At 66.2% G+C, this 23,130-nt stretch carries 20 protein-coding genes; 8 read left to right on the top strand and 12 right to left on the bottom strand.

What is annotated here, in order from left to right:
* Positions 1 to 79 precede the first annotated feature (79 nt).
* The 3 genes from plsB to VM621_RS15875 form a co-directional block, all read right to left on the bottom strand.
* Positions 80 to 2,674: a glycerol-3-phosphate 1-O-acyltransferase PlsB gene (gene plsB, locus VM621_RS15885; protein WP_325469940.1), complete on the bottom strand. Its 2,595-nt coding sequence runs from the start codon at positions 2,672 to 2,674 to the stop codon at positions 80 to 82.
* A gap of 32 nt (positions 2,675 to 2,706) precedes the next feature.
* Positions 2,707 to 3,696, bottom strand: a complete 990-nt coding sequence (locus VM621_RS15880; protein WP_325469939.1) for a hypothetical protein — start codon at positions 3,694 to 3,696, stop codon at positions 2,707 to 2,709.
* Between the two features lie 211 nt (positions 3,697 to 3,907).
* On the bottom strand, positions 3,908 to 4,816 hold the full coding sequence (locus VM621_RS15875) for a 5'-nucleotidase, lipoprotein e(P4) family (RefSeq protein ID WP_325469938.1): 909 nt from the start codon (positions 4,814 to 4,816) through the stop codon (positions 3,908 to 3,910).
* Positions 4,817 to 4,962: 146 nt separating this feature from the next.
* On the opposite strand from VM621_RS15875, the gene VM621_RS15870 reads away from it, so the two are divergent.
* Positions 4,963 to 5,982 (top strand): AI-2E family transporter, encoded by a 1,020-nt coding sequence (locus VM621_RS15870; protein ID WP_325469937.1) that lies wholly within the window; start codon positions 4,963 to 4,965, stop codon positions 5,980 to 5,982.
* A gap of 49 nt (positions 5,983 to 6,031) precedes the next feature.
* Positions 6,032 to 7,051 (top strand): hypothetical protein, encoded by a 1,020-nt coding sequence (locus VM621_RS15865; RefSeq protein ID WP_325469936.1) that lies wholly within the window; start codon positions 6,032 to 6,034, stop codon positions 7,049 to 7,051.
* A gap of 77 nt (positions 7,052 to 7,128) precedes the next feature.
* Here VM621_RS15865 and VM621_RS15860 read toward each other — a convergent pair whose 3' ends face one another.
* Positions 7,129 to 9,123: a UvrD-helicase domain-containing protein gene (locus VM621_RS15860; protein ID WP_325469935.1), complete on the bottom strand. Its 1,995-nt coding sequence runs from the start codon at positions 9,121 to 9,123 to the stop codon at positions 7,129 to 7,131.
* Between the two features lie 165 nt (positions 9,124 to 9,288).
* On the opposite strand from VM621_RS15860, the gene VM621_RS15855 reads away from it, so the two are divergent.
* Both VM621_RS15855 and VM621_RS15850 read left to right on the top strand, forming a co-directional pair.
* A complete protein-coding gene (locus tag VM621_RS15855; protein ID WP_325469934.1) occupies positions 9,289 to 9,942 on the top strand; it encodes a thymidine kinase in 654 nt (217 codons plus the stop codon).
* Positions 9,939 to 10,712, top strand: a complete 774-nt coding sequence (locus VM621_RS15850) for a hypothetical protein (protein WP_325469933.1) — start codon at positions 9,939 to 9,941, stop codon at positions 10,710 to 10,712. Before VM621_RS15855 ends, VM621_RS15850 begins: the two co-directional genes overlap by 4 nt.
* A gap of 13 nt (positions 10,713 to 10,725) precedes the next feature.
* Here VM621_RS15850 and VM621_RS15845 read toward each other — a convergent pair whose 3' ends face one another.
* The 6 genes from VM621_RS15845 to VM621_RS15820 form a co-directional block, all read right to left on the bottom strand.
* Positions 10,726 to 11,640 carry a hypothetical protein gene (locus VM621_RS15845; protein ID WP_325469932.1) on the bottom strand — a complete coding sequence of 305 codons (915 nt, stop codon included), beginning with the start codon at positions 11,638 to 11,640 and terminating at the stop codon, positions 10,726 to 10,728.
* Between the two features lie 94 nt (positions 11,641 to 11,734).
* On the bottom strand, positions 11,735 to 12,547 hold the full coding sequence (gene mutM / locus VM621_RS15840; protein ID WP_325469931.1) for a bifunctional DNA-formamidopyrimidine glycosylase/DNA-(apurinic or apyrimidinic site) lyase: 813 nt from the start codon (positions 12,545 to 12,547) through the stop codon (positions 11,735 to 11,737).
* Between the two features lie 51 nt (positions 12,548 to 12,598).
* A complete protein-coding gene (locus tag VM621_RS15835) occupies positions 12,599 to 13,090 on the bottom strand; it encodes a hypothetical protein (RefSeq protein WP_325469930.1) in 492 nt (163 codons plus the stop codon).
* Between the two features lies 1 nt (position 13,091).
* A complete protein-coding gene (locus VM621_RS15830; protein ID WP_325469929.1) occupies positions 13,092 to 14,438 on the bottom strand; it encodes a GldG family protein in 1,347 nt (448 codons plus the stop codon).
* Positions 14,438 to 15,193: an ABC transporter permease subunit gene (locus tag VM621_RS15825; protein WP_325469928.1), complete on the bottom strand. Its 756-nt coding sequence runs from the start codon at positions 15,191 to 15,193 to the stop codon at positions 14,438 to 14,440. The genes VM621_RS15830 and VM621_RS15825 overlap by 1 nt, the downstream gene beginning before the upstream one ends.
* Positions 15,190 to 15,921 (bottom strand): ABC transporter ATP-binding protein, encoded by a 732-nt coding sequence (locus VM621_RS15820; protein ID WP_325469927.1) that lies wholly within the window; start codon positions 15,919 to 15,921, stop codon positions 15,190 to 15,192. The genes VM621_RS15825 and VM621_RS15820 overlap by 4 nt, the downstream gene beginning before the upstream one ends.
* A 243-nt stretch (positions 15,922 to 16,164) precedes the next feature.
* On the opposite strand from VM621_RS15820, the gene VM621_RS15815 reads away from it, so the two are divergent.
* Positions 16,165 to 17,358: a DesA family fatty acid desaturase gene (locus VM621_RS15815; RefSeq protein WP_325469926.1), complete on the top strand. Its 1,194-nt coding sequence runs from the start codon at positions 16,165 to 16,167 to the stop codon at positions 17,356 to 17,358.
* 260 nt (positions 17,359 to 17,618) lie between these two features.
* On the opposite strand, the gene rpmG is transcribed toward VM621_RS15815, so the two are convergent.
* Both rpmG and rpmB read right to left on the bottom strand, forming a co-directional pair.
* On the bottom strand, positions 17,619 to 17,783 hold the full coding sequence (rpmG, locus tag VM621_RS15810) for a 50S ribosomal protein L33 (protein ID WP_046966534.1): 165 nt from the start codon (positions 17,781 to 17,783) through the stop codon (positions 17,619 to 17,621).
* Between the two features lie 11 nt (positions 17,784 to 17,794).
* Positions 17,795 to 18,031, bottom strand: coding sequence for a 50S ribosomal protein L28 (gene rpmB / locus VM621_RS15805; RefSeq protein WP_325469925.1), 237 nt, complete (start codon positions 18,029 to 18,031; stop codon positions 17,795 to 17,797).
* 304 nt (positions 18,032 to 18,335) lie between these two features.
* On the opposite strand from rpmB, the gene secB reads away from it, so the two are divergent.
* The 3 genes from secB (at position 18,336) to VM621_RS15790 (ending at position 22,998) form a co-directional block, all read left to right on the top strand.
* Positions 18,336 to 18,827: a protein-export chaperone SecB gene (secB, locus tag VM621_RS15800; protein ID WP_046966536.1), complete on the top strand. Its 492-nt coding sequence runs from the start codon at positions 18,336 to 18,338 to the stop codon at positions 18,825 to 18,827.
* Positions 18,828 to 18,830: 3 nt separating this feature from the next.
* Positions 18,831 to 19,868 carry an NAD(P)H-dependent glycerol-3-phosphate dehydrogenase gene (locus VM621_RS15795; RefSeq protein WP_325469924.1) on the top strand — a complete coding sequence of 346 codons (1,038 nt, stop codon included), beginning with the start codon at positions 18,831 to 18,833 and terminating at the stop codon, positions 19,866 to 19,868.
* A gap of 121 nt (positions 19,869 to 19,989) precedes the next feature.
* Positions 19,990 to 22,998: a DEAD/DEAH box helicase gene (locus VM621_RS15790; protein WP_325469923.1), complete on the top strand. Its 3,009-nt coding sequence runs from the start codon at positions 19,990 to 19,992 to the stop codon at positions 22,996 to 22,998.
* The last annotated feature ends 132 nt before the right edge of the window (positions 22,999 to 23,130 follow it).

The following is a 23,130-nucleotide window of genomic DNA, read 5'->3' as shown; positions in this document are numbered from 1 at the left end:
GGGTAGGCAATCGTTGGCGAGGCATCTGTCCCCGCCGGCGACGACGTGACGTCAGCGGGACAGGAGCAAGGGTGTCGGCTCAGGGATGATGCTTGTGCCGTGTCTCTTCGTTGGCGACATGACGGTCGTGCAGCGACTCGGCGGAGGTTTCGCCCGGATCGTCCGGTGGCCGGGCATCGAGGTCCCGGTCGTTCTCGCCGCCAGGCGTGATCTTGAGGATCGAATGGCGCACTTCGCGCGCGAGGATCACCCGTGCATCGCGCACCATGTCTTCCAGTGCGTCGCTGAAGTCGAGTTTGCCGGCATCGTCGGTCCAGACCACCTTCACTTCGCGCAGCTTCTGGATGAAGCCGCGGAACAGTGCCTTGTCGAAGAATTCCGGTGCCGACAGCTCGTTCAGCAGGCCCAAACGCTGCGCAGTGAGCGTGCAGGCGGTTTCGAGTTCGCCCGAACTCATCGTGTGCGGGCCGTTCTTCACCAGGGCGGCGATGGCGATGTAATAGCGCTCGAAGGCCTGGAGCATGCTGCGCGCGATCACGCGCAGCTGGTATGCGCCATCGTCCTGCCCCGGGCCGCGCTCGAGGACGCGACCTTCGCTGCTCGCCTCGAGGATGCCACGGCGGACGAAGAACTCGATCGTCTCCTGCACCTGTTGGGCAAATCCTTCCTGGTCCCAAGGCAGGAAGAGCTCGCCCTGGATGAACGGATAGATCAGCTTGCCCAGGCGCATCACGGACGAACGCGACATGCGTCGGTTGTTGAGGAAGCACGCGGCCACCCACGCGGCCGCCGCGTTGAGGTGCAATACGTTGTTGCGGAAGTACGACAGCAGCACGGCCTGTTCGCCTTCGGTCACGAGCACGTCGCCGAGGGGATGGCGTACGCGGCGGATCCAGCCCATCTGCTCGCCATAGGCGACGATGCCCTGCGGATTCATCGGCGTGATCGTCACGCGATCCGAATACGGCAGCTCCTGGAACAGCGACTTGGTCAGCTCGAGCTGGGCCAGCAGATCGTTCTCGGCCATCGCATGCTTGGGCGTGGCCAGCAGGGCGAGCGCGATCAGGTTGATCGGATTGACGTCGGCGGCGCGGTTGATGTTGACCTGGATGCGTTCGGCGAGGTCGTCGACCAGACGGCTCATCCATTCGGGCTTGGCGTCGTGTTCGGCCGTGGTGATGCGCCAGTCCGGCGCGACCTCGTCGAGCATCGGCGTGAGCAGGATAGGCTCGCCGAAGTTCAGCGTGACATGCCCGTAACGCTGGCGCAGCACCTTCAGGCCACGAATCAGGCCGAGCAGCGATTCCTTTTCCTTGGGTTTGCCGGAAAGCTCGCCGGCGTACGACTTGCCTTCCATCAGCTTCTCGTAGCCGATGTACACGGGCTGGAACAGCACCGGGCGGCGTGGTGCGCGCAGGAAGGCGCGCAGCGTCATGGCCAGCATGCCGGCGCGGGGGGCGAGCAGGCGTCCCGTTCGTGAGCGGCCGCCTTCGATGAAGTACTCCAGCGGCACGCCACGGTCGACCAGTTGGGCGAGGTATTCGTTGAACACCACCGAATACATCGCGTTGCCCTTGAAACTGCGGCGCAGGAAGAACGCGCCGCCACGACGGAGCACAGGGCCGACGACAGGCAGGTTGAGGTTGACGCCTGCCGCGATATGCGGCGGCACCACGCCCGAGTGATGCAGCTGGTAGGAAAGCAGCAGGTAATCGGTATGGCTGCGATGGCACGGTACGTAGACCACTTCGTGACCCGGGGCCGCGGCGCGGGCCTTGTCGAAGTGATGCATGGCGATGCCGTCGTAAAGCTTGTTCCAGAAATTGGACAGCAGGAACGAGGTCGAGCGGACGACCGGGTGCGAATAGTCCGCGGCGATCTCCAGCGCGAAATCGCGTGCACGCCGCTGGGCTTTGGCCAGCGTGATGTTCTCCTTGCTGGCGGTCGCGGCGATGGCGTCCCGCACGGGCTCGGTGTTGAGCACGGCGTCGACCACCGTACGCCGGTGCGACAGATCGGGGCCGATCACGGCCGCGCGGATGCGGCGGAAATGCGTACGCAACACACGGGCGATCTTGCGCGTGAGGCGCTCGGGCGAGAGCCCGTGCGAATCGCCCAGCACGCTGCGCAGCGACACCGGCGCGGAGAAGTGCACCACGGTGTCGCGACCGTTGAGCAGCAAGGCGAGCATGCGGCGGAAACGACCCACCACCAGCCAGTTCTCCGCGAAGAGCACGCTGAACCAGCCGCTTTCGCGATTGGGTGCGCGGCCGACGTAGATCGACACGGGTACTACCTGGATATCGCGCTGCGGGTCGTCCTCGAGCGCACGAATGAGCTGACCGATAGGCTCCTTGGGCCCACGCGCGTCGGTACGTCCGAACAGCCAGCCGTGACGGCGGCTCAGCGAGAACACCGAGCGGCGACGGCGACCGGGCAGTTCGAGCAACTGCATAGGGCTGGGTAATCCGCCTTCGCGGCATGCACGCTCGAGGATCAAGGCGTCCGAGGTGCCATTGCGCTCGATGGCATAGCAGACCGCGGCGTCGCTCTTGAGCAGGGCGGCGGGCTCGGCGGGTTCGCGCTTGATGCGCACCCAGGGCTCGAGAAGCCGCCCCAGCAGCTTGAACCACCAGGGTGAACGGGGAACATGGACGTGCGGATCCGCACTCATCGGAATTTCGGGCATCGTGGGATTGTACGGCTTCAGCGGGGCCGGGCGGCCGCGACCGGCGCGCCGTCATGGCGGAGCGGCGGTGCGACGGTGCCCGGCGGGGCCGGCACGGCTGGCGCGCTACCCGCCGGTGCGGGCTGTGCGGGCGGATTGAGTTGCAGGTGCTGGGCGCGGACGCTCTGCAACAAGTCGCTGTCGTACCAGCGGCCGTCGAGCAGCACCAGGGTGGCATCGGCCTGGATCGGCTTGTCCAGCAGCAGGTAGGTGATCTTCACGTGCGCCGAGCCGCCGCTGTTTTCGAGGGTGTCGATGCTGATCGACTCGAAGCTCTTGTCGACGGACAGGCCGTACACGGCCAGGAGTTTCTTGAAGCCCAGCCAGGCGGTGGACCAGGTCGCCATGGACTGCTCGAACGTCATCGCGTGCAGCGCGTCGGGCGTGGACAGGCCGGCCTTGCGTGCGGTGTCGACGAGGATGCCGATGGCTTCCTTCGCCTTGGCCTGGTCGCCCCAGGCCACGGTCTGCGTCCATGGCGCGACCACGTTCACGGCCTCGCGGAGCTGCCGCTTCTGCGAGGCGGTCAGATCCTTTGCCTGGTCGATCGCGGTGAGCGCCATGGACTGGCCGACGCCGGACAGCAAAGGCATCTGGTCCTTGTAGTCGCGATCGAAGCGGACCAGCGTCGGGCGCAGGTCGGCGAACAGTTTCTTCTCCGCGTCGGGCGCGGTCAGGCGCTTGACGCCGGCCTCGAACTTGGCGCGGTCGTCGGCATCGAGCGGCTCCGTGGGGGCGTTTCGCTTCACCCAGTCGGCGCGCAAGGCAGCGAAGTCCGCCGGCGGTAGCGCGTGCCTCCAGAACATGTCGAACTTGCCGTCACGGACGAGGTCCAGCGAATCCCGCATCGCGTCCTCGGGCGAGCCGCCGCCGGGCGTACCGGGGGCGTCCTTCGGCTTGTGGTTGCAGGCGGAAAGCAGGGCGACTGCCAGCAGGAGAATCCAGGCCAGGTGCGATAGGCGGCGCATGGGGCTTCGGCGTTTTCGGGGAGCGGGGAGGGGGAGCGTACAAGAAAAAACCCCGGAGGCTCATCGCCTCACGGGGTTATCCAGCCCGAGGCCGGTAAGGGAAATGGCCTTGCCCGCATTGCTTTTGGCGCCACGGGTTTCGGCGCGGCCATAATAGTTAAATAACATTGCTAAAGCAATGCCTTAACTTACCACTTGCAAGTGGTTGATTTTACTTGGTGCGAAGCGATTCGATCTTCTTCGCACGACGCTCGCCACGGGGCAGGCCGAAGTCGTTGTCGAACAGGGCCGGCTCCCAGCTACCGTAGGTCGGGTTCGGCAGGACGAACCAGCGCTCGCCGATCCAGTCCGTGTAGGGCGCCATGGCCCTGGCCCGGCCCTCGGCGTTGTTGCCCAGGATGTTGGCGAAGTCGCCGATCTGGTCGCCGAATTGCATCAGCACGCGATAGTTCTTCGCGACGAGCTGGCGACGGCAACCCTTTTCGCTACCCACCTGCTCGCAACCCTCGACGAAGGTGCCCAGGCCAAGGAAGGATTCCTTGCTCGCGACGGGAAAGCCGGCCGAGCGCAGGTTGGCCAGCGTGGCTTCGTCCAGGTCCTTGGCACGATTGGAGATGTAGATCACGGCAATGCCGTGGTCGGCGGCGAACTTCGTGAAGGCGAGCGCACCGGGCATCGGGCGTGCGATGGCCTCCTTGCACCACGCCGCCCAGTCGGCCTCGTTGAACTCGCCACCGGCGCGGATCAGGCGCGCCTGGTAAGGGGAGTTGTCGAGCACCGTTTCGTCGATGTCGAGCACCACGGCCGGCTTCAGACCCTTCAGCGAGTCATGCGCGGCGCGGTCGTCCTTGGGCAGTGCGTCCCAGCGGGGATCCTGCTTTGCTTTGAGAAGTTTCTCTTGTGCATCGCGGAAGGTCTGCAGGTAGATGAAGTCGTGCTCGCTGGCATTCTGCGACCAGGCCACCGCGTTGAGATTGTCGTCGGCAGCGGGGCCGGCAGCGGCGGGAGCGGCGACAGTCACCGGTGCGGCCGGCGCCGTCGCGGTCGGCGCGTGGGGCGTGGCGGCACAACCGGCGAGCACCAGAGCCGCGGCGAGCGCGGCCGGAACGAACTTCATCATGGAAACCCCTCGTCGAACAGGCGACATCGCCCGTGGGCCGGCGATTGTCCGCAGAGTTTACGACAGCGTGACGACGGGACGCACGCCTCTGGCGCATCGCCCCTGCGTCCTGACAGACTGCGGCCTCATTCACGACGAGGTCTTTCATGGACGTCGCCACCACGCGTACTCATATCATCCGCACGGCCAGCTACATCGCGATGGGGGCCGGCCTCTTCCTCGTGCTGTACCTCCGCCTGTTGCCAGCCCTGCTTGCCGGTCTGCTGGTCTACGAGGTGGTGGTCTCGGTGGCGCCACTGATGGGGCGCCGTCTGTCGGGCGACCGTGCGCGCGTACTCGCCGTGGCCCTGGTCGCCGTGGTGGTCGTTGGCCTGCTGACCCTGCTCATCCTTGGTGGCATCAGCTTCTTCCGCAACGAGATCGGCAATCCCGAGGACCTCTGGCAGAACAAGCTGATGCCACTGGTCGAGCGCGCTCGGGAGCAGATGCCCCAGGCCGTGGTCGCCCGCCTGCCGGAAAGCGTGGACGCGCTTCGCATCACCGCACTCGACTGGGCGCGCTCCAACGCGGTGACGCTGCAACTGGCCGGCAAGGAGGCCGCCCGCGTCCTCGTGCATATCCTCATCGGCCTGGTGCTCGGTGCCATCGTGGCGCTGAGCCGCACCCGTCCCTCGCACCAGGTGGGCCCGTTCGCCGCGGAACTGAGCCTGCGTAGCGCGCGTCTGGCCGATGCGTTTCACAACATCGTCTTCGCCCAGATCAAGATATCCCTGGTCAACACCCTGCTCACCGCGATCTACCTGCTTTGCATCCTGCCCTTGTTCGGCGTGCACCTGCCGCTGACGAAGACGCTGATCGTCATCACTTTCCTGGTCGGCCTGCTGCCCGTCATCGGCAACCTGCTGTCCAATACGGCGATCACCATCGTTGGCCTTTCGGTGTCGTTGTACGTCGGCATCGGCGCGCTGGTCTTCCTGGTGGTCATCCACAAGTTCGAGTATTTCCTCAATGCCCGTATCGTCGGCAGCCAGATCCGGGCCCGCGCCTGGGAGCTGCTGGTCGCCATGCTGCTGTGCGAAGCGGCCTTCGGCCTGCCCGGTGTGATCGCCGCGCCGATCTTCTACGCCTACCTCAAGGCTGAACTGGAAGCGGGGCGCTTGATCTAGCGTTCATCGCCGCCCTGCTGGAATCCCGCCAACTTCAAGGAGTGTCAGCATGGTCAGCACGCCAGGCGATTCGCGCCTCATCCGCATCGCCACCTATGTCCTGGCGGCGCTGGCGCTGTGGGGTGTCCTCATGCTTCACCTGATCTCGGCCCTGCTGGCCGGGCTGTTGGTGTACGAGGTGGTCGAGGCGCTCACCCCGCTCATTCGCCGTGTGGTCCCCGGCGAGCGCGCGCGGCCGATCGCGGTCGGCTTCGTGGCGGTCGTCGTCGTCGGGGCCCTCATCCTGATCGTGGTCGCCGCGCTCGGCTTCTACCGCCGGGATATCGGCGATCCCCAGCAGCTGTGGGATAGCAAGCTGCTACCCCTGTTCGACAAGGCCCACGAGCAGTTGCCCGCGTGGCTCACCTCTCGCCTGCCGGACAGCCTCGGCGACTTCCGTGAACGAGGAATGGGTTGGGCCCACGAGCATGCCGGCGACCTCAAACTCATGGGGACCACGGCTGCGCGTGTCTTCGCCCACATCCTGATCGGCCTGGTACTGGGCGCTATCGTCGCCATCTCGCACGGGTCGGGGGGACGCCCGGCGCTCCCCTTGTCGTTCGAGCTGTCGACCCGGGCCATGCGCCTGGCCGAGGCCTTTCACAACATCATTTTCGCGCAGCTGAAGATCTCGGCGATCAACACCACGCTCGCGGCGTTGTTCCTGCTGGTTGCCCTGCCGATCTTCGGCATCCACATCCCGCTGGCCAAGACACTGGTGATCCTCACCTTCGTCGTCGGTCTGCTCCCCGTGGTCGGCAACCTGGTCTCGAATGTGCTGATCACCATCGCCGGCCTGTCGGTATCGCTGTGGGTCGGCGTAGCGGCGCTGGGCTTCCTGATCGTCGTGCACAAGCTGGAGTACTTCCTCAACGCGAAGATCGTCGGTGGACAGATTCGCGCGCGAACCTGGGAGCTGCTCATCGCGATGCTGGTCTTCGAGGCGGCGTTCGGCCTGGGTGGCCTGGTCGCGGCGCCGATCTACTATGCGTACCTGAAGAGTGAGCTCGAGGCGGAGGAGCTCATCTGAGGACCGAGGCGTAGCCATCGCCGATGAATCGGCTCCTGCCGAGCGACGCCGGCGATATCAGGTGGCGTCGACGGACATCAGGCGCCGCCGGCAAGCATCGCGCGGATGCGCGCCATGTGCGTCGCCGCGGTTTCCATCTTCACTTCCGCATCCGCCTCGGGATCCTTGCCGTCCCAGTGCAGATCGTCCTGCGGTAGCTCCTCGAGGAAACGGCTGGGATCGTTCGACAAGACTTCGCCGTACTTGCGCGACCTGGCGGAGAACGACAAGGTCAGCATTTCCTTGGCGCGCGTGATGCCGACGTACATCAGCCGGCGCTCTTCATCGAGACGGCCTTCGTCGATCGCGCCTTCGTGCGGCAGCGTGCCGTCCTCGCAGCCGACGATGAAGACGAAGCGGAACTCGAGCCCCTTCGCCGAATGCAGGGTCATCATGCGCAGCGCGTTGCCGGGGTCGTCGCGATCGGCATGGCTGAGCAGGGCGAGCTGGGCGGCGATGTCGCCGGTGCGGCCGCCGTCCTTGCTCATGGCGCGGAACCAGTCGGCGAGTTCGCGCAGGTTGCCCAGGCGACGCTCGCGTAGCACTTCGTCGGGCGTCGAGGCGGCGATCTGCGCGCCGTAGCCGGTTTTCTCGATGATCGTCTGGACCAGGTCGGCGGCGCTCAGGTGGTTGGCGTCGCTGCGCAACTCATCCATCAACCGCGAGAAATTCGCCAGCGCGGACGCCGGGCGCGACGAGATCGTTTTCAGCACCGCATCGCTACGCGTGGCCTCGAGCAGCGAGGCATTGCGTGTCTGCGCCATCTGGCCGAGCTTTTCCAGCGAGGTCGATCCGATCTCGCGCTTGGGTACGTTCACCACGCGCAGGAAGGCGGCATCGTCGGTAGGGTTGGTGAGCAGGCGCAGGTAGCAGAGGATGTCCTTCACTTCCGCGCGGTCGAGGAAGGAGAGCGCGCCGCTGAGGTGGTAGGGCACCTTGGCCAGGCGCAAGGCCTTCTCCAGCACGCGGGCCTGGAAGTTGCCGCGATACAGGATGCAGAAGTCGTCCCAGCGCGCGCCCTTTTCCTTGTATTTCTCGTGCAGGCTGGAGGCGATCGCCGCGATGCGCTCGGCCTCGTGGTCGTTGTCCTTGCACTCGAGCACGCGGATCGGTGGACCTTCGACGTGATCGCTCCACAGCTTCTTGTCGTGGACATGGGGGTTGTTCGCGATCAGCTGGTTGGCAGCACGAAGGATGCGCTTGGCACAACGGTAGTTCTGCTCCAGCTTGATCACGCGCAGGTTGGTGAAGTCGCGTCCCAGCTGGTCGATGTTCTCCGGGTTGGCGCCTCGCCACGCATAGATGCTCTGGTCGTCGTCGCCCACGCAGGTGAAGCGCGCCTTCGGTCCGGCGATCGCCTTGAGCAGGCGGTACTGGGCGTCGTTGGTGTCCTGGTATTCGTCGACCAACAGGTAGCGCAGGCGCTCTTGCCAGATCGCGCGCGCGTCGTCGTCCGTTTCCAGGATGCGCAAGGGCAGGCGGATGAGATCGTCGAAGTCCACTGCGTTGAACGCGGCAAGCCGCTGCTGGTAAAGGTCGTAGATCGTGGCGGCTTCGATCTCGCGCGGACTGCGCGCGGCGGCCATGGCTTCCTCGGGAGTGAGGCCGCCGTTCTTGGCCTTGCCGACCAGGTTGCGGATGCCCTGGATGACTTCCGGCTTCACGCCCTTGGGCGAAAGTTCCTTGATCATGTTGGCGCTGTCGTCGGCGTCGAGCACGGAGAAGCCGCGCCGCAGCTGTGCGCGCTCGTGCTCGATCTGCAGGAACTTCAAGCCAAGCGCGTGGAAGGTACAGACCGTCAGCGCTTTTGCCGACTCTTCGGAGATCAGCTTGCCCACGCGCTCGCGCATCTCCTTCGCCGCCTTGTTGGTGAAGGTGATCGCGGCGATCTTCTCGGCGGCCAGGTGCCGGCGCGAGATCAGGTGCGAGATCTTTTCCGTGATGACACGGGTCTTGCCGGAGCCGGCGCCGGCCAGCACGAGGAGGGGGCCGTCGCAGTATTCGACGGCCGCGTGTTGTTGCGGATTGAGCATGTGGGATCGGCCGGACAGGGCAGCGGACGAGGTCACGGATGGTAGCAGGTGGTGACCCTTCCGGCAGGGCCGGCAGACAGACTCATGGGCGGCGAGACGGACGCCTCGGCCCCAGCGGCCGCGGGCTTGGCGGTAACATAGGCGGTCACGCACCGGAACGACCGCATGGCCAAGCTCTACTTCTACTACTCGGCGATGAACGCCGGAAAGACCACCACGCTGCTGCAGAGCGCGCACAACTACCACGAGCGCGGCATGCGCACGCTGATCCTCACGCCGGCCCTGGACAACCGCTATGGCGAAGGTATCGTCGCCTCGCGCATCGGGCTGCAGGCGCGAGCCATGCGCTTCGCCGGCGACGAGAACCTGCTGGCGATCGCCGAGCGGGACATCGCCAGCCGCGGCCCGCTGCACTGCGTGCTGGTAGACGAGGCGCAGTTCCTCAGCAAGGCCCAGGTGTGGCAGCTCTCCGACGTGGTCGACAAGCTGGGAATCCCGGTCCTGGCCTATGGCCTGCGCACGGACTTTCGTGGCGAACTCTTCGAAGGCAGCAAGTACCTCCTGGCCTGGGCGGACAACCTGGACGAGATCAAGACCATCTGCCACTCCGGCAAGAAGGCGACCATGGTGGTGCGGGTGGACGAACATGGCCGGGCGGTCACCCAGGGCCCGCAGGTTGAGATCGGCGGCAACGACCGCTATGTCTCGGTGAGCCGCGCCGAGTTCAAGAGCATCACCGGCGGCGACGGCCGTATCGAGCTGCAGCAATCCGTGCTGCCGCTTGGCGAAAGCGAACCCGACCAAGGAAAGAACACGTGACCGAGACGACGAACACCGCCGCCGCATGGCCGCGTCCGCACTGGCAGCCCAACGACGAGGAAGCCGTGCTGCTTTTCTTCGTGTTCGGCGCTTTTCCCGAAGACCTCGTCATTCCTGCCGCACGCTACGGCAGCCCGGGCCTGCCCGAGGGCGTGGAGCTGCAGCGCTTCCAGAATGCCGTGCTCGCTCGTTGGGAAGGTTACCCGCTCTCCGGGGCGCTCGGTGAGCTGCTGAAGGAAGACAGTCCCGAGGCGTTCGCGGCAGCCAAGGCCGCGCCCCACGTGATTGCGATACGCGGCCGGTTCCCGGATCGCGACAACCTTGTCTACCTGCGCGACACGCTGGGCGTCGTCGCCGCGCTCACGGACATCGGCGGCAAAGCGGTGGTCGACCCGCAGATACTCTCCCTGTTCGACGCCCAGGGCTGGCGCGATCACTATCTCGTCCAGGGCGGCGCACCGACGCGTCACCACGTGTTGATCCTGTGCAGCCCGGAAGAGACCAAGGGCCGGTCGTGGATCCGCACGCGGGGCATGCGCAAGTTCGGCCGTCCCGATATCAGCCTGACCAACGTGCCGGATCGCGACATCGATCGCGCCGGCGCGCTTGCCGAGCGCTTCGTGGACCTCGGCGCGCTTGGCGCGCACTTCGCGTCGGAACAGACGATCGACGTGGATGGCGTGTCGGGTGGCCTGACCGTCGAACTGTCCGGCGACGAGAACGACCCGATGTTCAACAACTCGCATGCCGCGATGCGCTGGCCCGACTGACGAGCCGGCCGGATCAGAGCTCGTCGGGGGCACTCAAGGTAAGCCATTCGGCGAACTTGGCGGTGTCGCCGACGTCGTGGAAGTCGACGGCGACGAAGTTGGGCTTGCGTCGCGCTATCGGGCGGCAGTCGTGCATGTAACGGCTCGACAGGTTTTCGAAGCTGTTGTCGATGATGGCGTGCGGGCGAAACGCCACGCCGTGGAACTGATTCATCGTGAACAGCGGGCGCCAACCCGGCTTGCCGTCGATGGCGCGTTGCCCCAGCCAATGCGATTGTTCGGCCCATCGGCTCCGGCACGTGTAGTCGTGTTGAAGGAAGGTCGTGCCGAGGCTCCAGTAGTTTTCGACGGTGTACACGATGCTCGGCAGGATGTGCGCGACACCGCCGCCGGTCGGGAAGTCACCGGTATTGCCCTCGTTGAGGCTGAAGATAAGCAGTCGCTGCCCGCTGTCGCGTAGCTGCCGGTAGGTCGGCCATGCAGGCGTGCTCCATTGTTGCGGATCGAACGTCCTGCCGCTCAGTCCTGGTGCCTTTTCGAGTTCCAGGGCCAACTGCGCGGATGTCGTTTCGTCCTCGAGATGGAGGCTGACGATCGCATCCGGCGCCGAGTCCAGAAAGGGCAGGATCGTATCGTTGAGCAGGTCGGCGAAGGCGACCGATCCTTCACTGTTGCAGATTCTGTGGCAAAGCCGCACACGACCCTGCGAATAATGCAGGTCCAGCATCAGGCCACGGACGCCTTCGGCGAGCTGGGTTTCGATCGTCTGGGTCTGGTTGGGGACGAGCCCGTTGCTGGTGAATGCATTGTGCGCCGTGACCCAGCTGTAGTGGTCGAACGGCCGCTCCATGTCGTCGGGTGTTCGTGCCTGTGTGGGCATCGCGATGGCGAGGAGGAAGCAAAGCGCGGCGTGTCGGGAGGTCGTCATGCGGCATCCGGTGCGTGCAGTGGAGAGCACCGACGGTAGCGGGCCGCGACGTGGATCTACTGTCGGCGCATGCCTTGGGTAAACGTAGGCCGGGTCAGCGCTGGCAAGAAGGGCAGTAGAACGATGCACGCTGGCCGAGCGTGACCACCTTGATCGGCGTGCCACATACCTTGCACGGCTCGCCCGCGCGGCCGTAGGCGAACAGTTCCTGGAAGAAATAACCCGGCGCGCCGTCCGGTGCGAGGAAGTCGCGCAGCGTGGTGCCGCCGCGAGTGATCGCATAGGCAAGAATGCGCTTCACTTCGCCGGCGAGTGTCGCGTAGCGCGCCCTCGACACCTTGCCTGCGGCACGCCGGGGATCGATACCCGCGGCGAACAGCGCTTCGCTCGCGTAGATATTGCCCACGCCGACGACCACCGCGTTATCCATCAGAAAGGTTTTCACCGAGGCGCTGCGCCGGCGCGACAGGTTCCACAACAGGTCGCCGTCGAAATCGTCGGTGAGTGGCTCCGGCCCGATGCCTTCGAGCAGTTCGTGCGTTTCCCCCGGCATCTGCCAGAGCAGCGCGCCAAAGCGGCGCGGATCTGTGAAGCGCAGGACGCGGCCGGTGTCCATGGCGATGTCGACGTGATCGTGTTTGCCGAGCGGCGTCTCCGCCGGCAGCACGCGCAGCATGCCCGACATGCCCAGGTGGAGCAGGGCCGTGCCTGCCTGCGTGCGCAGCAGCAGGTACTTCGCGCGGCGATCGACCTCGTCGATCACCTGTCCGGGGAGCAGGGTGGAGATCTCCGGCGGGATGGGCCAGCGCAGGTCGGGCCGACGCAGCACGACGCCGGTGACACGGTGACCCTCAAGGTGAGGAGCGATACCGCGGCGGGTGGTTTCGACTTCGGGAAGCTCGGGCATGCCCGCAAGATGGGGTGTTTCAGGGCGCCGGGCAAGCGCCGGCGGGGTCGCTCATTCGACCGGCTTCATCGCGGTCGGCAGGGACGCGGTCCGGGGCGCGCGGGGGAGCGCCTGCGCGGGAACGAACGCGATCCGCTGCCCCACACGGGCATAGCGCTGCTTGCCCAGCGCGGTCATTTCGCCGAACTCGATGCGATTACCGTCGATCGTGAGGACGGCGATGGGCGGCGAGAGGCCGACCTTGGCCGGGTCGAAATCGCCCGCGGGCTTCCAGTCGGCAACCGGCGTCGTCGCCAGCGAAGCCAGTTCCTCGGCGCGGCCCTCGTCGGTCGTGGCGGTATCGAGGCTCACCCAGCGACCGTTCCGGCGTTCGAAGCGCTGGTCCGGCAGGCCCTTCAGCGCCAGCGTCATCTGTGTGGCGGTATCGGGATCGAGCGAGGTGAGCGTGTGTTCGCGCGCGTCGGCATCGTCCGCATGCCATTGCCAGCCGACGGCGGCGAGCAACAGCGCCACCGCTGCGGCGACGAACAGGCGTAGCCTCACCTCAGCGCCTCCGCCGGCGCCACGCGATGCCGGCGCCGAGGCCGAGCAACAGCGCGGGCAGGGCGATCAGGAACCCGAACGTGAGCGCGTTGAGGCCGTCTTGCGAGAGGGAAATCACCCGGTCCGGTGCACCGCGCGTCGGCAGGTCCACCAGCACGTCGTCGCCGAGCAACCAGTCCACGATGCGTTCGCCGAGCGCACGGTTGCCACCATTACCGACATACGTATTGGCGATGAAATCGCCGTCGCCGATGACGACCGCGCGCTGCTCGCTCTTCGCCGGGCTGGGTGACAGGCGGTTCAGCGCGAACCCGAAATCCAGCGGTCCCTTGAGCTCGCCGGTCTCCGGATGGAAGGCGATCGTCGACGGCTTGTCGTTATCGATGCCCTCGAAGGCCGTCCAGCTGCGCTCGCCCGAGCGCAGGAAGGGGACGACTGCCCAATCGTGGTCGGATACCTGGGCCAGCGCCGCCGTCTGCGGGAACAGGCTGGTGTCGCGGAAGCCGCGGGTGATGGCATGGAACGGGTAATCGCCGACGACGACGATGCGAGGATCCTTCACGTTCAGTGTGCTGCCCTGGCCGTCGACGAGCACGCCGGGCAGGACGCGTACGCCGAGCACGTCGGCGAGCGCACCGGTACCGAGGTCCAGGTTGCCCGGTTCGGTCAGCCATAGCAGGTTGCCGCCGGCACGCACGTAGTCGACCAGCGCAGCGACGCTGCCTGCCGGCAAGGATGCCGTCGGACTGGCCAGCACGACGAGGTCAGTGTGTTCGGGTACGCCCTGGGTCTGGCTGAAATTCAGTGGCACGGCACGGATGCCGCGGCGTTCCACCTGGCCCATGAAGGTACCGAGATCGGCGTTGGCGTGGCCGTCGGCCTGGCGCTCGCCGTCGCCGGTGACGAAGGCGACCACGCGCTCGCCGCCGCGTGCCAGTCGCTCGAGGGCGTTGGACACGTTGCGTTCGTTGATCGGACTTTCGACGCGCTGCTCGCGGCCGGCGTAGCGAACGAGCAAGGCGCCATCGCCGGCGATACCGAGCTGGCGCGACGCGGCAGGATCGAGGTCCGGGTCGACGAAGGACAGCGTCAGGTCCTTCTTCTCGCGCGTGTAGCGCTCCACCACGGCGGCGACCTGTTCACGCAAGGGGCCGGTCGGCGAGAGGTAACCCACGACCTCGACCGGGCCCTTCAACGTATGCAGCACGGCAACGCTTTCCGGTGCGAGGCTCGCACGCGCGCCTCGCGTCCAGTCGGATGTCCATACGTGACGCGAACTGAGGAAGCCGATGCAGCCGGTCGCGACGACCAGGGCCAGCAGGACGAGCCAGCGATCGAAACGGCGCATTACTGGCGCTCCCTGTCGCTACCGAGTCGGCGCGTGGCGAGGATCAGGGACAGCGCGATGGCGAGCGCAAACCAGACCAGGTCGCTGGAGACGACAAGGCCGCGCAGCAGGTTTTGCAGATGCGTCGCCATGGTCAGCCATTCGAGGAAGCCACCGGTCACGCCTGCCGCTTGCGCACCGCGGTCTATCGTCCACAGGACGAGCGTCACGATGAGCGCCATGGCCGCCGAAATGGCCGGGAACGAGGTCGCCGCCGAGCAGGCCACGCCGATCGCGGCGAGCGTCGCCAGAAGCAACGCGGTGCCAAGCGTGGCGGCGGCCAGCTTGCCCCAGTCGGCGGTGGATTCGGCGCCGACGACCAGGGGCATCGCCAGGGTCGCCAGCAGCCAGAGACCCAGCCAGAGAAGCACGGCGAGGTACTTGCCGACGACGATCCGCCAGGGCGCCAGGCCGGTCGAGGCGAGCAGGGCCAGCGTGCCCGTCCGGCGCTCGCCGGCGAGCAGGGACATCGTCATCAGTGGAACGACGAGAAAGGCCAGCTTGGCCAGTTCGGCCAGCAGGGGGATGGCGACGAGATCGGTGAATCCCGGGGCGTCCGCCATGCCGGCCAGCTTCACCTGCGCGCCGAGGAACTGGCCGAGCCCGAGAACGAAAGTCCAGGCGAGCCAGGCGATGGTCAGGGCGGCGATCGCCCAGGCCAGCGGGCGCACGGCGAGCCGACGCAACTCGAGGCGGGTCACCGCGCCCAGGCTCATGCGCCTGCTCCCGTGGCGATACCGAAGAACGTCGTCTCCAGCGTCTTGCCGCCCGTGTCGTCGTGGAGCGGGGCGTCGTGACGCAGGCGGCCTTCGTGGAGGATCGCCACGCGGTCGCACACGGCGACGACTTCGCCTAGTACGTGGGTTGAAAGGATGACGGCCGCGCCCGCCGCCGCCCGCTCACGAATCAGCTTGCGCAACTCGCCGATCTGGACCGGATCCAGTGCGTTGGCCGGTTCGTCGAGAATGATAAGGGCCGGGTCGTGGACGAGCGCGCAGGCCAGGCCCAGGCGTTGGCGCTGCCCCTGCGACAGCACGCCGGCGAGTCGGCGGCGCAGGTCGCCGAGCTGGAGGCGGGCGACGATCGCGTCGGCGGCCTTTCGTGCCGTCGTCCGCGACGAGCCCCGGAGGCGGGAAAAGGCGAGAAGGTGTTCGTCGACCGACAGCTCCGGCCAGAGCGGGGCCGCTTCGGGTAGCCAACCCACCAGGGAGCGGGCGATAGCGGGACGGGCGACGAAATCCTCGCCGTCGAGCGTGATCGCACCGGTTTCCGGGCGAAGCGCGCCGGCGAGCATGGACAAGGTGGTCGACTTTCCGGCGCCATTGACGCCGAGCAGCCCGAGGACTTCACCGCGGTTCAGGGAAAAAGAGACGTCGGTGACAGCCGCGCGACCGGCCCGGCGTCGGGAAAGCCCGGAGACGTTCAGGAGCGGAAGGTCGGTCATGCGACTACGTCGCCGAACGTCCGGCTATTCGCGGGAACGTGGGGCCAACGTGCCGGGTGGGACAGGCGTGTCTGAACGGCGTTGGGGAAGCTCATGGGGGCGATTGTGCGCAATGGGCTCCCTATCCCACAACCGCCGGCTTCACATTTTGCCGCAAACCGTGCTGGTGGGTATGGAATCGGGTGGTTAGACTGCTGCTATACACTTGTACTTTCCCTTCACTCCTCGCGCGGTACCGACTGAATGTTCGACACCCTGCTCGATTTCCTGGCCAACGGTCTCTCCCGCGCAAGCTGGGGCGAAATGGTGGTCTATCTGCTCGTGCTGACGCAGCTCACCATTTTCACGGTGACCCTGTATTACCACCGGAGCGCGACCCACCGCGGCGTGGACTTCCACTGGACCCTCAACGGTTTCTTCCGTTTCTGGGGCTGGCTGACCACGGGCATGGTCGTGCGCGAATGGGTGGCCATCCACCGCAAGCACCACGCCAAGGTCGAGACCGAGGAAGATCCGCACAGCCCGCAGGTGTTCGGTATCAAGAAAGTCTTCTTCGACGGTGTCGCCCTCTACCGTGAGGCCAGCTACAACAAGGCCGACATGGAGAAGTACGGCCGCGGCACGCCGGACGACTGGTTCGAGCGCAAGCTATTCGGCAAGCACCCGTACTGGGGTCCGACCCTGATGGCGATCATCAATGTCGCGCTGTTCGGTGTGGTCGGTCTGGCCATCTGGGCCATCCAGATGATCTGGATCCCGTTCTGGGCTGCCGGCTTCGTCAACGGCATTGGCCACTGGTGGGGTTACCGCAACTTCGAAAGTTCGGACACCGCGACCAACATCTCGCCGTGGGGCTTCTGGATCGGCGGCGAAGAACTGCACAACAACCATCACGCCTTCCCGAGCTCGGCCAAGTTCGCCCTGCGCAAGTGGGAATTCGATATCGGCTGGGCCGCCATCTGCACCCTGCGCGCCGTCGGTCTTGCGAAGGTGCTGCGCGTCGCGCCGACCCTGAACATCCGTCCCAACGTTCACCTGCCGGACGCCGAGACGCTCAAGGGTGTGCTGGCGCTGCGCTTCCAGGCGACGACCGATTACTACCGCAACGTCATCCTGCCGACCATGCGCGAAGAAGTCAGCCAGGCTGGCGATAGCGTGAAGGCCGTGCCGCGTCGCGTTCGTCGTGCCCTCGCCGATGGCGGTCGCTGGCTCGACAACGATGCCCGTGAGCGCATGCATGCCGCCCTGGCCAATCGCCCGACGCTGACCACGGTCTGTGAGTTCCGCGCCCGATTGGTGGCCCTGATGGAGGAGCGCGGTGCCGATAAGGCCCTGAAGTCCCTCCAGCAGTGGATTGTCGAGGCGGAGCAAAGCGGCATTCGCTCGCTGCAGCAGTTCGCCGAGCGTCTGAAGGGGTATTCGGCCGTGGGTGCTTAAAGCACTCGGCCCGTAGGAACGAAGAAACCCGCCGAACCAGGCGGGTTTTTTTTTGGGGCACCGTGAATTACCGGGCGGGCGCTCGGCATGCCGGGCATTCGTTCGCACCGAGCCCGTGGCTGGCTCTGCGCCGCCACGTCGTCCCTGCTTCGTTGGCTCATCGGCGCTGAAGCGGTTCCCGCATTGTGCTTGGTCGCAGGCAACAAAAAACCCGCCTTGCGGCGGGCTTCTCGAAAGATCGTGAAAAGCGCGAGGCGCTCTTACTTGATCTTGCCTTCCTTGTATTCCACGTGCTTCCGGATGACGGGGTCGTATTTCATGAACACCATCTTTTCCGGCGTGTTCTTCTTGTTCTTGTCCGTGGTGTAGAAGTGCCCGGTTCCCGCGGTGGAAATCAGGCGATGCTTATCACGCTTACCAGCCATGTTCGATCTCCTTAGATCTTTTCGCCACGGGAACGGAGGTCGGCGAGCACGGCGTCGATGCCGTTCTTGTCGATCGTGCGCAGCGCGTGGTTCGAGATGCGCAGCTTGATCCAGCGGTTCTCGCTGGCGACCCAGAAACGACGCTCGTGCAGGTTCGGCAGCCAGCGGCGACGGGTCTTGTTGTTTGCGTGCGAGACGTTGTTACCGGTCTGCACACCCTTGTTGGTGACTTGGCATCTACGGGCCATGGCGACCTCCTTTAGATTATTTGACCGCCCTTTGGCCAGGACGGCATCGGCCCAGCCGCGACCCATGGAAAGGGGGCGCCACGCGATGGCTGGAGGGGGTGGAGCATTCCCGTCGCGTAAGGCCCGCATCGCGTGACGGACCTGCCCGACGAATCGGGTCGACATAGGGAAGCCGGGTATTCTCTCAGAATCCCACGTCTGCGCGCAAGCCGGACTGTGCGCCGGCCGGGGTTGTGTGAAACAATCCCCGCTTTCGTGCCTGCGCACGAAGCCGCCTTCAAGACGCCTTTCCGAGGAACACGCAATGGCAGACATCACCCCCAACGGCCAGGCCGGCCAGCCGCAGCTCGTCCTGCAGAAGATCTACGTCAAGGACGCTTCCTTCGAAGCCCCGAACGCGCCCCAGGTCTTCCAGGAAATGGGCGAGACCGAGGCCCAGCCGCAGGTCCAGCTCAACCTTGGCCACAAGGCCGTCGACCTCGGCAACGAGCAGTTCGAAGTGGTCCTCAGCCTCACCCTCACCTGCAACCTGGGCGAGCGCACCGCGTACCTCGCCGAAGTGCACCAGGCCGGCATCTTCGGCATCGGTGGCTTCACCAGCGAAGACCGTGACGGCATCCTGGGATCGTACTGCCCGAACCTGCTGTTCCCGTATGCCCGCCAGATGGTCTCCGCCATGATCCAGGAAGGTGGCTTCCCGCCGTTCCTGCTCCAGCCGATCAATTTCGACGCGCTCTACGCCGAGCAGCAGCGTCAGCAGGTCGAGGGCGCCGGGGCCCATACGCTCAACAGCTGATCGATGACTCCCGTCTCCCGACCCACCGTCGCCGTCCTCGGCGCCGGTTCCTGGGGCACCGCGCTGGCCGCGCTGCTGGCGCGCAACGACGTCCCCACCAGGTTGTGGGGGCGCGATGCCGACGCGCTCGCGGCCATGGCCGCATCGCGTCGCAATCTGCGCTACCTCCCGGATCTCGATCTTCCGACCGAGCTCAGCTACGAGGCCGACCTCGCGACCATCCTGCGTGGCGCAGGCATCGTCCTCATCGTCGTGCCGAGCCATGCCTTTGCGTCGATGCTCGACGAGATCGTGCCCATGCTCGACCCCGGCACCAGGATCTCCTGGGCCACCAAGGGCTTCGAGACCGGTACCGGTCGGTTCCTGCATGAACTGGTCAACGAAAAATTGCCTGGGCGACCGGCGGCGGTCATCACCGGTCCGTCTTTCGCAAGGGAGGTGGCTGCGGGGCTGCCGAGCGCCGTCACCGTGCACGCCACCGACGACGCCTTCGGCAAGGAACTGGCCGTGCTCCTGCACGCGCCGGATTTCCGCGCCTATACGGGTAACGACATCCTCGGGGCCGAACTCGGCGGCGCGATGAAGAACGTGCTGGCCGTGGCCACCGGGGTGGCCGACGGCATGGAGCTCGGTCTCAACGCCCGTGCGGGCCTGATCACGCGCGGCATGAACGAGATGCTCCGCCTTGGCGTGGCCCTCGGTGCCCGCGCCGAGACGCTGATGGGCCTGGCGGGCCTGGGCGACCTGGTCCTCACCTGCACCGGCGATCTCTCGCGTAACCGCCGGCTGGGCCTCGCCCTGGGCCGCGGCATTTCGCTGGACGATGCCGTGCGGGAGATCGGCCAGGTCGTGGAAAGCGTGGTCACGGCCGACGAAGTCGCCCGCCTGGCCGGGTTCCACGGCCTGGACCTGCCCATCGCGGCGGCCGTGCGTTCCGTGTTGCATGGCGAGGTCACCCCCGTCCAGGGCTTGCGGACCCTCATGGGGCGCGAGCAGAAGCCCGAGTATCCGGTCGACCTGTTCGGCAACCGCCGCGGCTGAGGCCGCGGCGCTTCTCCCGCTTCGCTGAACCGGGCCGATCCCCAGGAAAAAAGTCTTACGGGCACGTTCCGCTGCCTTTGCTAAGCTTCCTGTTTTGATCGTGCGGGCGGGATCGATACGGATGCATCAACCGGACGACAAGCGCAAACGAAATGAGGTGGCCGTGCCCCTGCCGCTGGCGTGGCGCCGCGTGCTGGGTCAGGCCGAGCCGGCCGTCGCCGGCGAGCGCAGTGTGCTCGGCTTCTTCCTCGAGGCCATCAACGACGACCACGAACCCGCTGCCCGTCTCGATGTGGCTCCGGTGCTGCTCACGCTCGGTGCCGACGGCCGTTATTCGCGGCCGATTCCGCTCGACAGCCGCCATCTTCCCGATGCCCCGCTCAACGACACCGAGCGACGTCTCGCGGCGACTCTGCTCGGCTTGCCGCAGACCTTGCGCAAGAGCCGCAGTTACGCCCGTTTCGCCGGCTCGCTGGGCGACCATCTGCTTGCCGACATTCTCGACGCCGCGCCGTGCTTCTTCGGCGGCGTGGCCGGCCTGCATCTCTCGCGAGGCAAACCGCATCCGCTGAAGTGGCGCTGGAACCTGGAAAAGGACGGCGGCCAGAAGCTGGTGCCGGCGGTACCGCCAAGTCAGCGTCTTTTCCGTATCGGGTCGCTCTGGTTTCTCGACGCCGAGCACGCGGAAGTCGGTCCGCTGGAAGCCGATCCCGCCGAGAGCGCGTGGCTCGACCTGCCGCCGCTGGCGCCCGAGAACACCGCGGTATTCCGCGCCGAGCTGGCCTCGACGCCCATGGGTCCGCGCGTGCCGGCCCCCCAGGTGTTTGGCGAGATGCGCCGTGCCGAAGTGTCGCCGCGTCCGGTTCTGGTCCTCCATGCGCTCACGCGTCATGCGCGGCTGGCCGCGGGCACGCCTCCCCTGGCCTACGGTCGCCTGGCCTTCGACTACGCCGGCGAGCGGCTGCCGGGGCGCGGTGGCGAGCCGCTCGTGCGCCGTGTGCGTAACGGCGTGTTGCTGGAGATTTGCCGCCGCCGTGCGGAAGAGCTCTCGACCATGGAGACGCTGGAAACCGCCGGCCTGAACCCCGCCGTGGATACCGAGGGCCTGCCCTGGGACATGGCCGACACCTTGCCCGACGACGCCTGGCTGTTCCCCGGCAAGGGTTACGCCGGCGCCCTCGAAGTGAACACGCCGGCGCGCTGGCTGGCGCTGCGCCCCAAGCTCGAAGCCGACGGTTTCCTGCTCGAGTACGCGCCCAGCTTCCCCTTCGAAGTCCTCGAAGGCCCGGTGCGCTGGTACGGCAAGGCGAACGAAGACGAAGGCGATCGTGCCTTCGATCTGGAAATCGGCATCGACGTCGAAGGCAAGCGGGTCAACCTGCTGCCCGCTGTCGCCCAGGCGCTGGCCGAGCATCAGCTCAGCCTGAGCCCCGCGCCGGGCGAAGCGGAAGACTCCGTCTGGTATGCGCCGGTGGACGAGCGCCGTCGCGTGCCGGTGCGGCTGAAAGAATTGCGCGGGCTGCTTGCGCCGCTCGCCGAATACCTCGAAAAGCCGCGACAGCAGTTGCATCTCCCGCGCGTGCAGGCCGGCCGCCTCGAAGAACTCGTTCAAGCGCTGCCCAGTGGGGGCTCGTTCGAAGCACCGGAGCGCCTGCGCGGGTTTACCAAGCGCCTGCGCGAAGCCGCCGAGCGCGCGAGCGACGCCGTGCCGGCGGGCCTCAATGCCGAACTGCGTGGCTACCAGCGCGACGGCCTTCGCTGGATGAATGCGCTTGCCGAAGCGGGCACCGGTGGCGTGCTCGCCGACGACATGGGCCTGGGCAAGACGCTGCAGTTGATCACGCATCTGCTGGCCCTGAAGGAGGCGGGCTCCCTGCTCGCGCCGGCGCTCATCGTCGTGCCGACCAGCCTCGTGCCCAACTGGGTGTCCGAAGTGGCGCGTTTCGCGCCGAGCCTGCGCCTGCTTGCGCTGCACGGTCCGCAGCGCGCGGAAACCTTCGCGCACATGGGCGAGTACGACGTCATCCTGACGACGTACGCTTTGCTGCCGCGCGACGTCGAGACGTTGAAGAAACAGCCGTTCTCGCTCGTCGTCCTCGACGAAGCGCAGCAGGTTAAGAATCCTCGTACGCAGGCACGTCGTGCCCTGCTGACGCTGAAGGTGCCACGTTGCCTGTGTCTCACCGGTACACCGCTTGAGAACCATCTGGGTGAACTCTGGTCGCAGGTGGACCTCGCGGTGCCTGGATTGCTCGGTGACGAAGGTGCGTTCCGGCGGCACTATCGTGGCCCGATCGAGAAGCATCAGGACGTCGAATGCCAGGAGCGGCTCAACCGGCGGATCGCGCCGTTCATCCTGCGCCGCACGAAGGCACAGGTCGCTTCCGAACTGCCGGCGAAGACGGAGATCACCCGTCGCGTCGTCATGGAACCGAAGCAGCGCGATCTGTACGAAAGCCTGCGCCTGTCGCTCGCCGAAGAATTGCGTGAGGTCATCGCTCAGCGTGGCATCGCTCACAGCGGCATCATCGTGCTCGACGCCCTGCTGAAGCTACGCCAGGTGTGCTGCGATCCGCGACTGGTGAAGCTCGAAGCCGCGCGCGGCGTGCGTGAATCGGCGAAGTTCGAACTGCTGATGGACATGCTGCCGGCGCTGCTTGCCGAAGGCCGTCGTGTCCTGTTGTTCAGTCAGTTCACCGAAATGCTCAAGCTCATTGCGGTCGAGCTGGATCGTCGCCGTCTCAGCTATGTCACGCTCACCGGCGAAACGCGCGATCGCGCCGAGCCCGTACAGCGTTTCCAGGATGGCGAGGTGCCGCTGTTCCTGCTCTCACTCAAAGCAGGGGGCGTCGGCCTCAACCTGACCAGTGCGGACACGGTCATTCACTACGACCCCTGGTGGAATCCGGCGGCCGAAGCGCAGGCCAGCGACCGCGCGCATCGCATCGGTCAGGACAAACCGGTGTTCGTCTATCGTCTGATTACCGCTGGCACCGTCGAAGAACGTATCGAAGAGCTCAAGGCCCGCAAGGCCGAACTCGCCGATGCCGTGCTCGAAGGCGGCGGCAGTCGCGAGCGACTCAGCTTCGACGAAAGCGATCTGGACGCGTTGCTCGCACCTTCGGTGTAAGACATTTGTGACCTACGGCTGCCCGTCGGGATGGCGGGCCGTACCCATAGATCGCCTTCTCTGTTCAGGAGGCGCCGCGGATGCGGATCGTCCTCACGCGAGAACAAGCCATGGTCCCCGCCCCTGGCGACA

This window comes from Luteibacter sp. (genome assembly GCF_035539195.1).
Lineage (GTDB): Bacteria > Pseudomonadota > Gammaproteobacteria > Xanthomonadales > Rhodanobacteraceae > Luteibacter.
The sequence above is the reverse complement of the archived record's forward strand: the minus strand, read 5'-3'. Positions and strand labels throughout refer to the sequence as shown.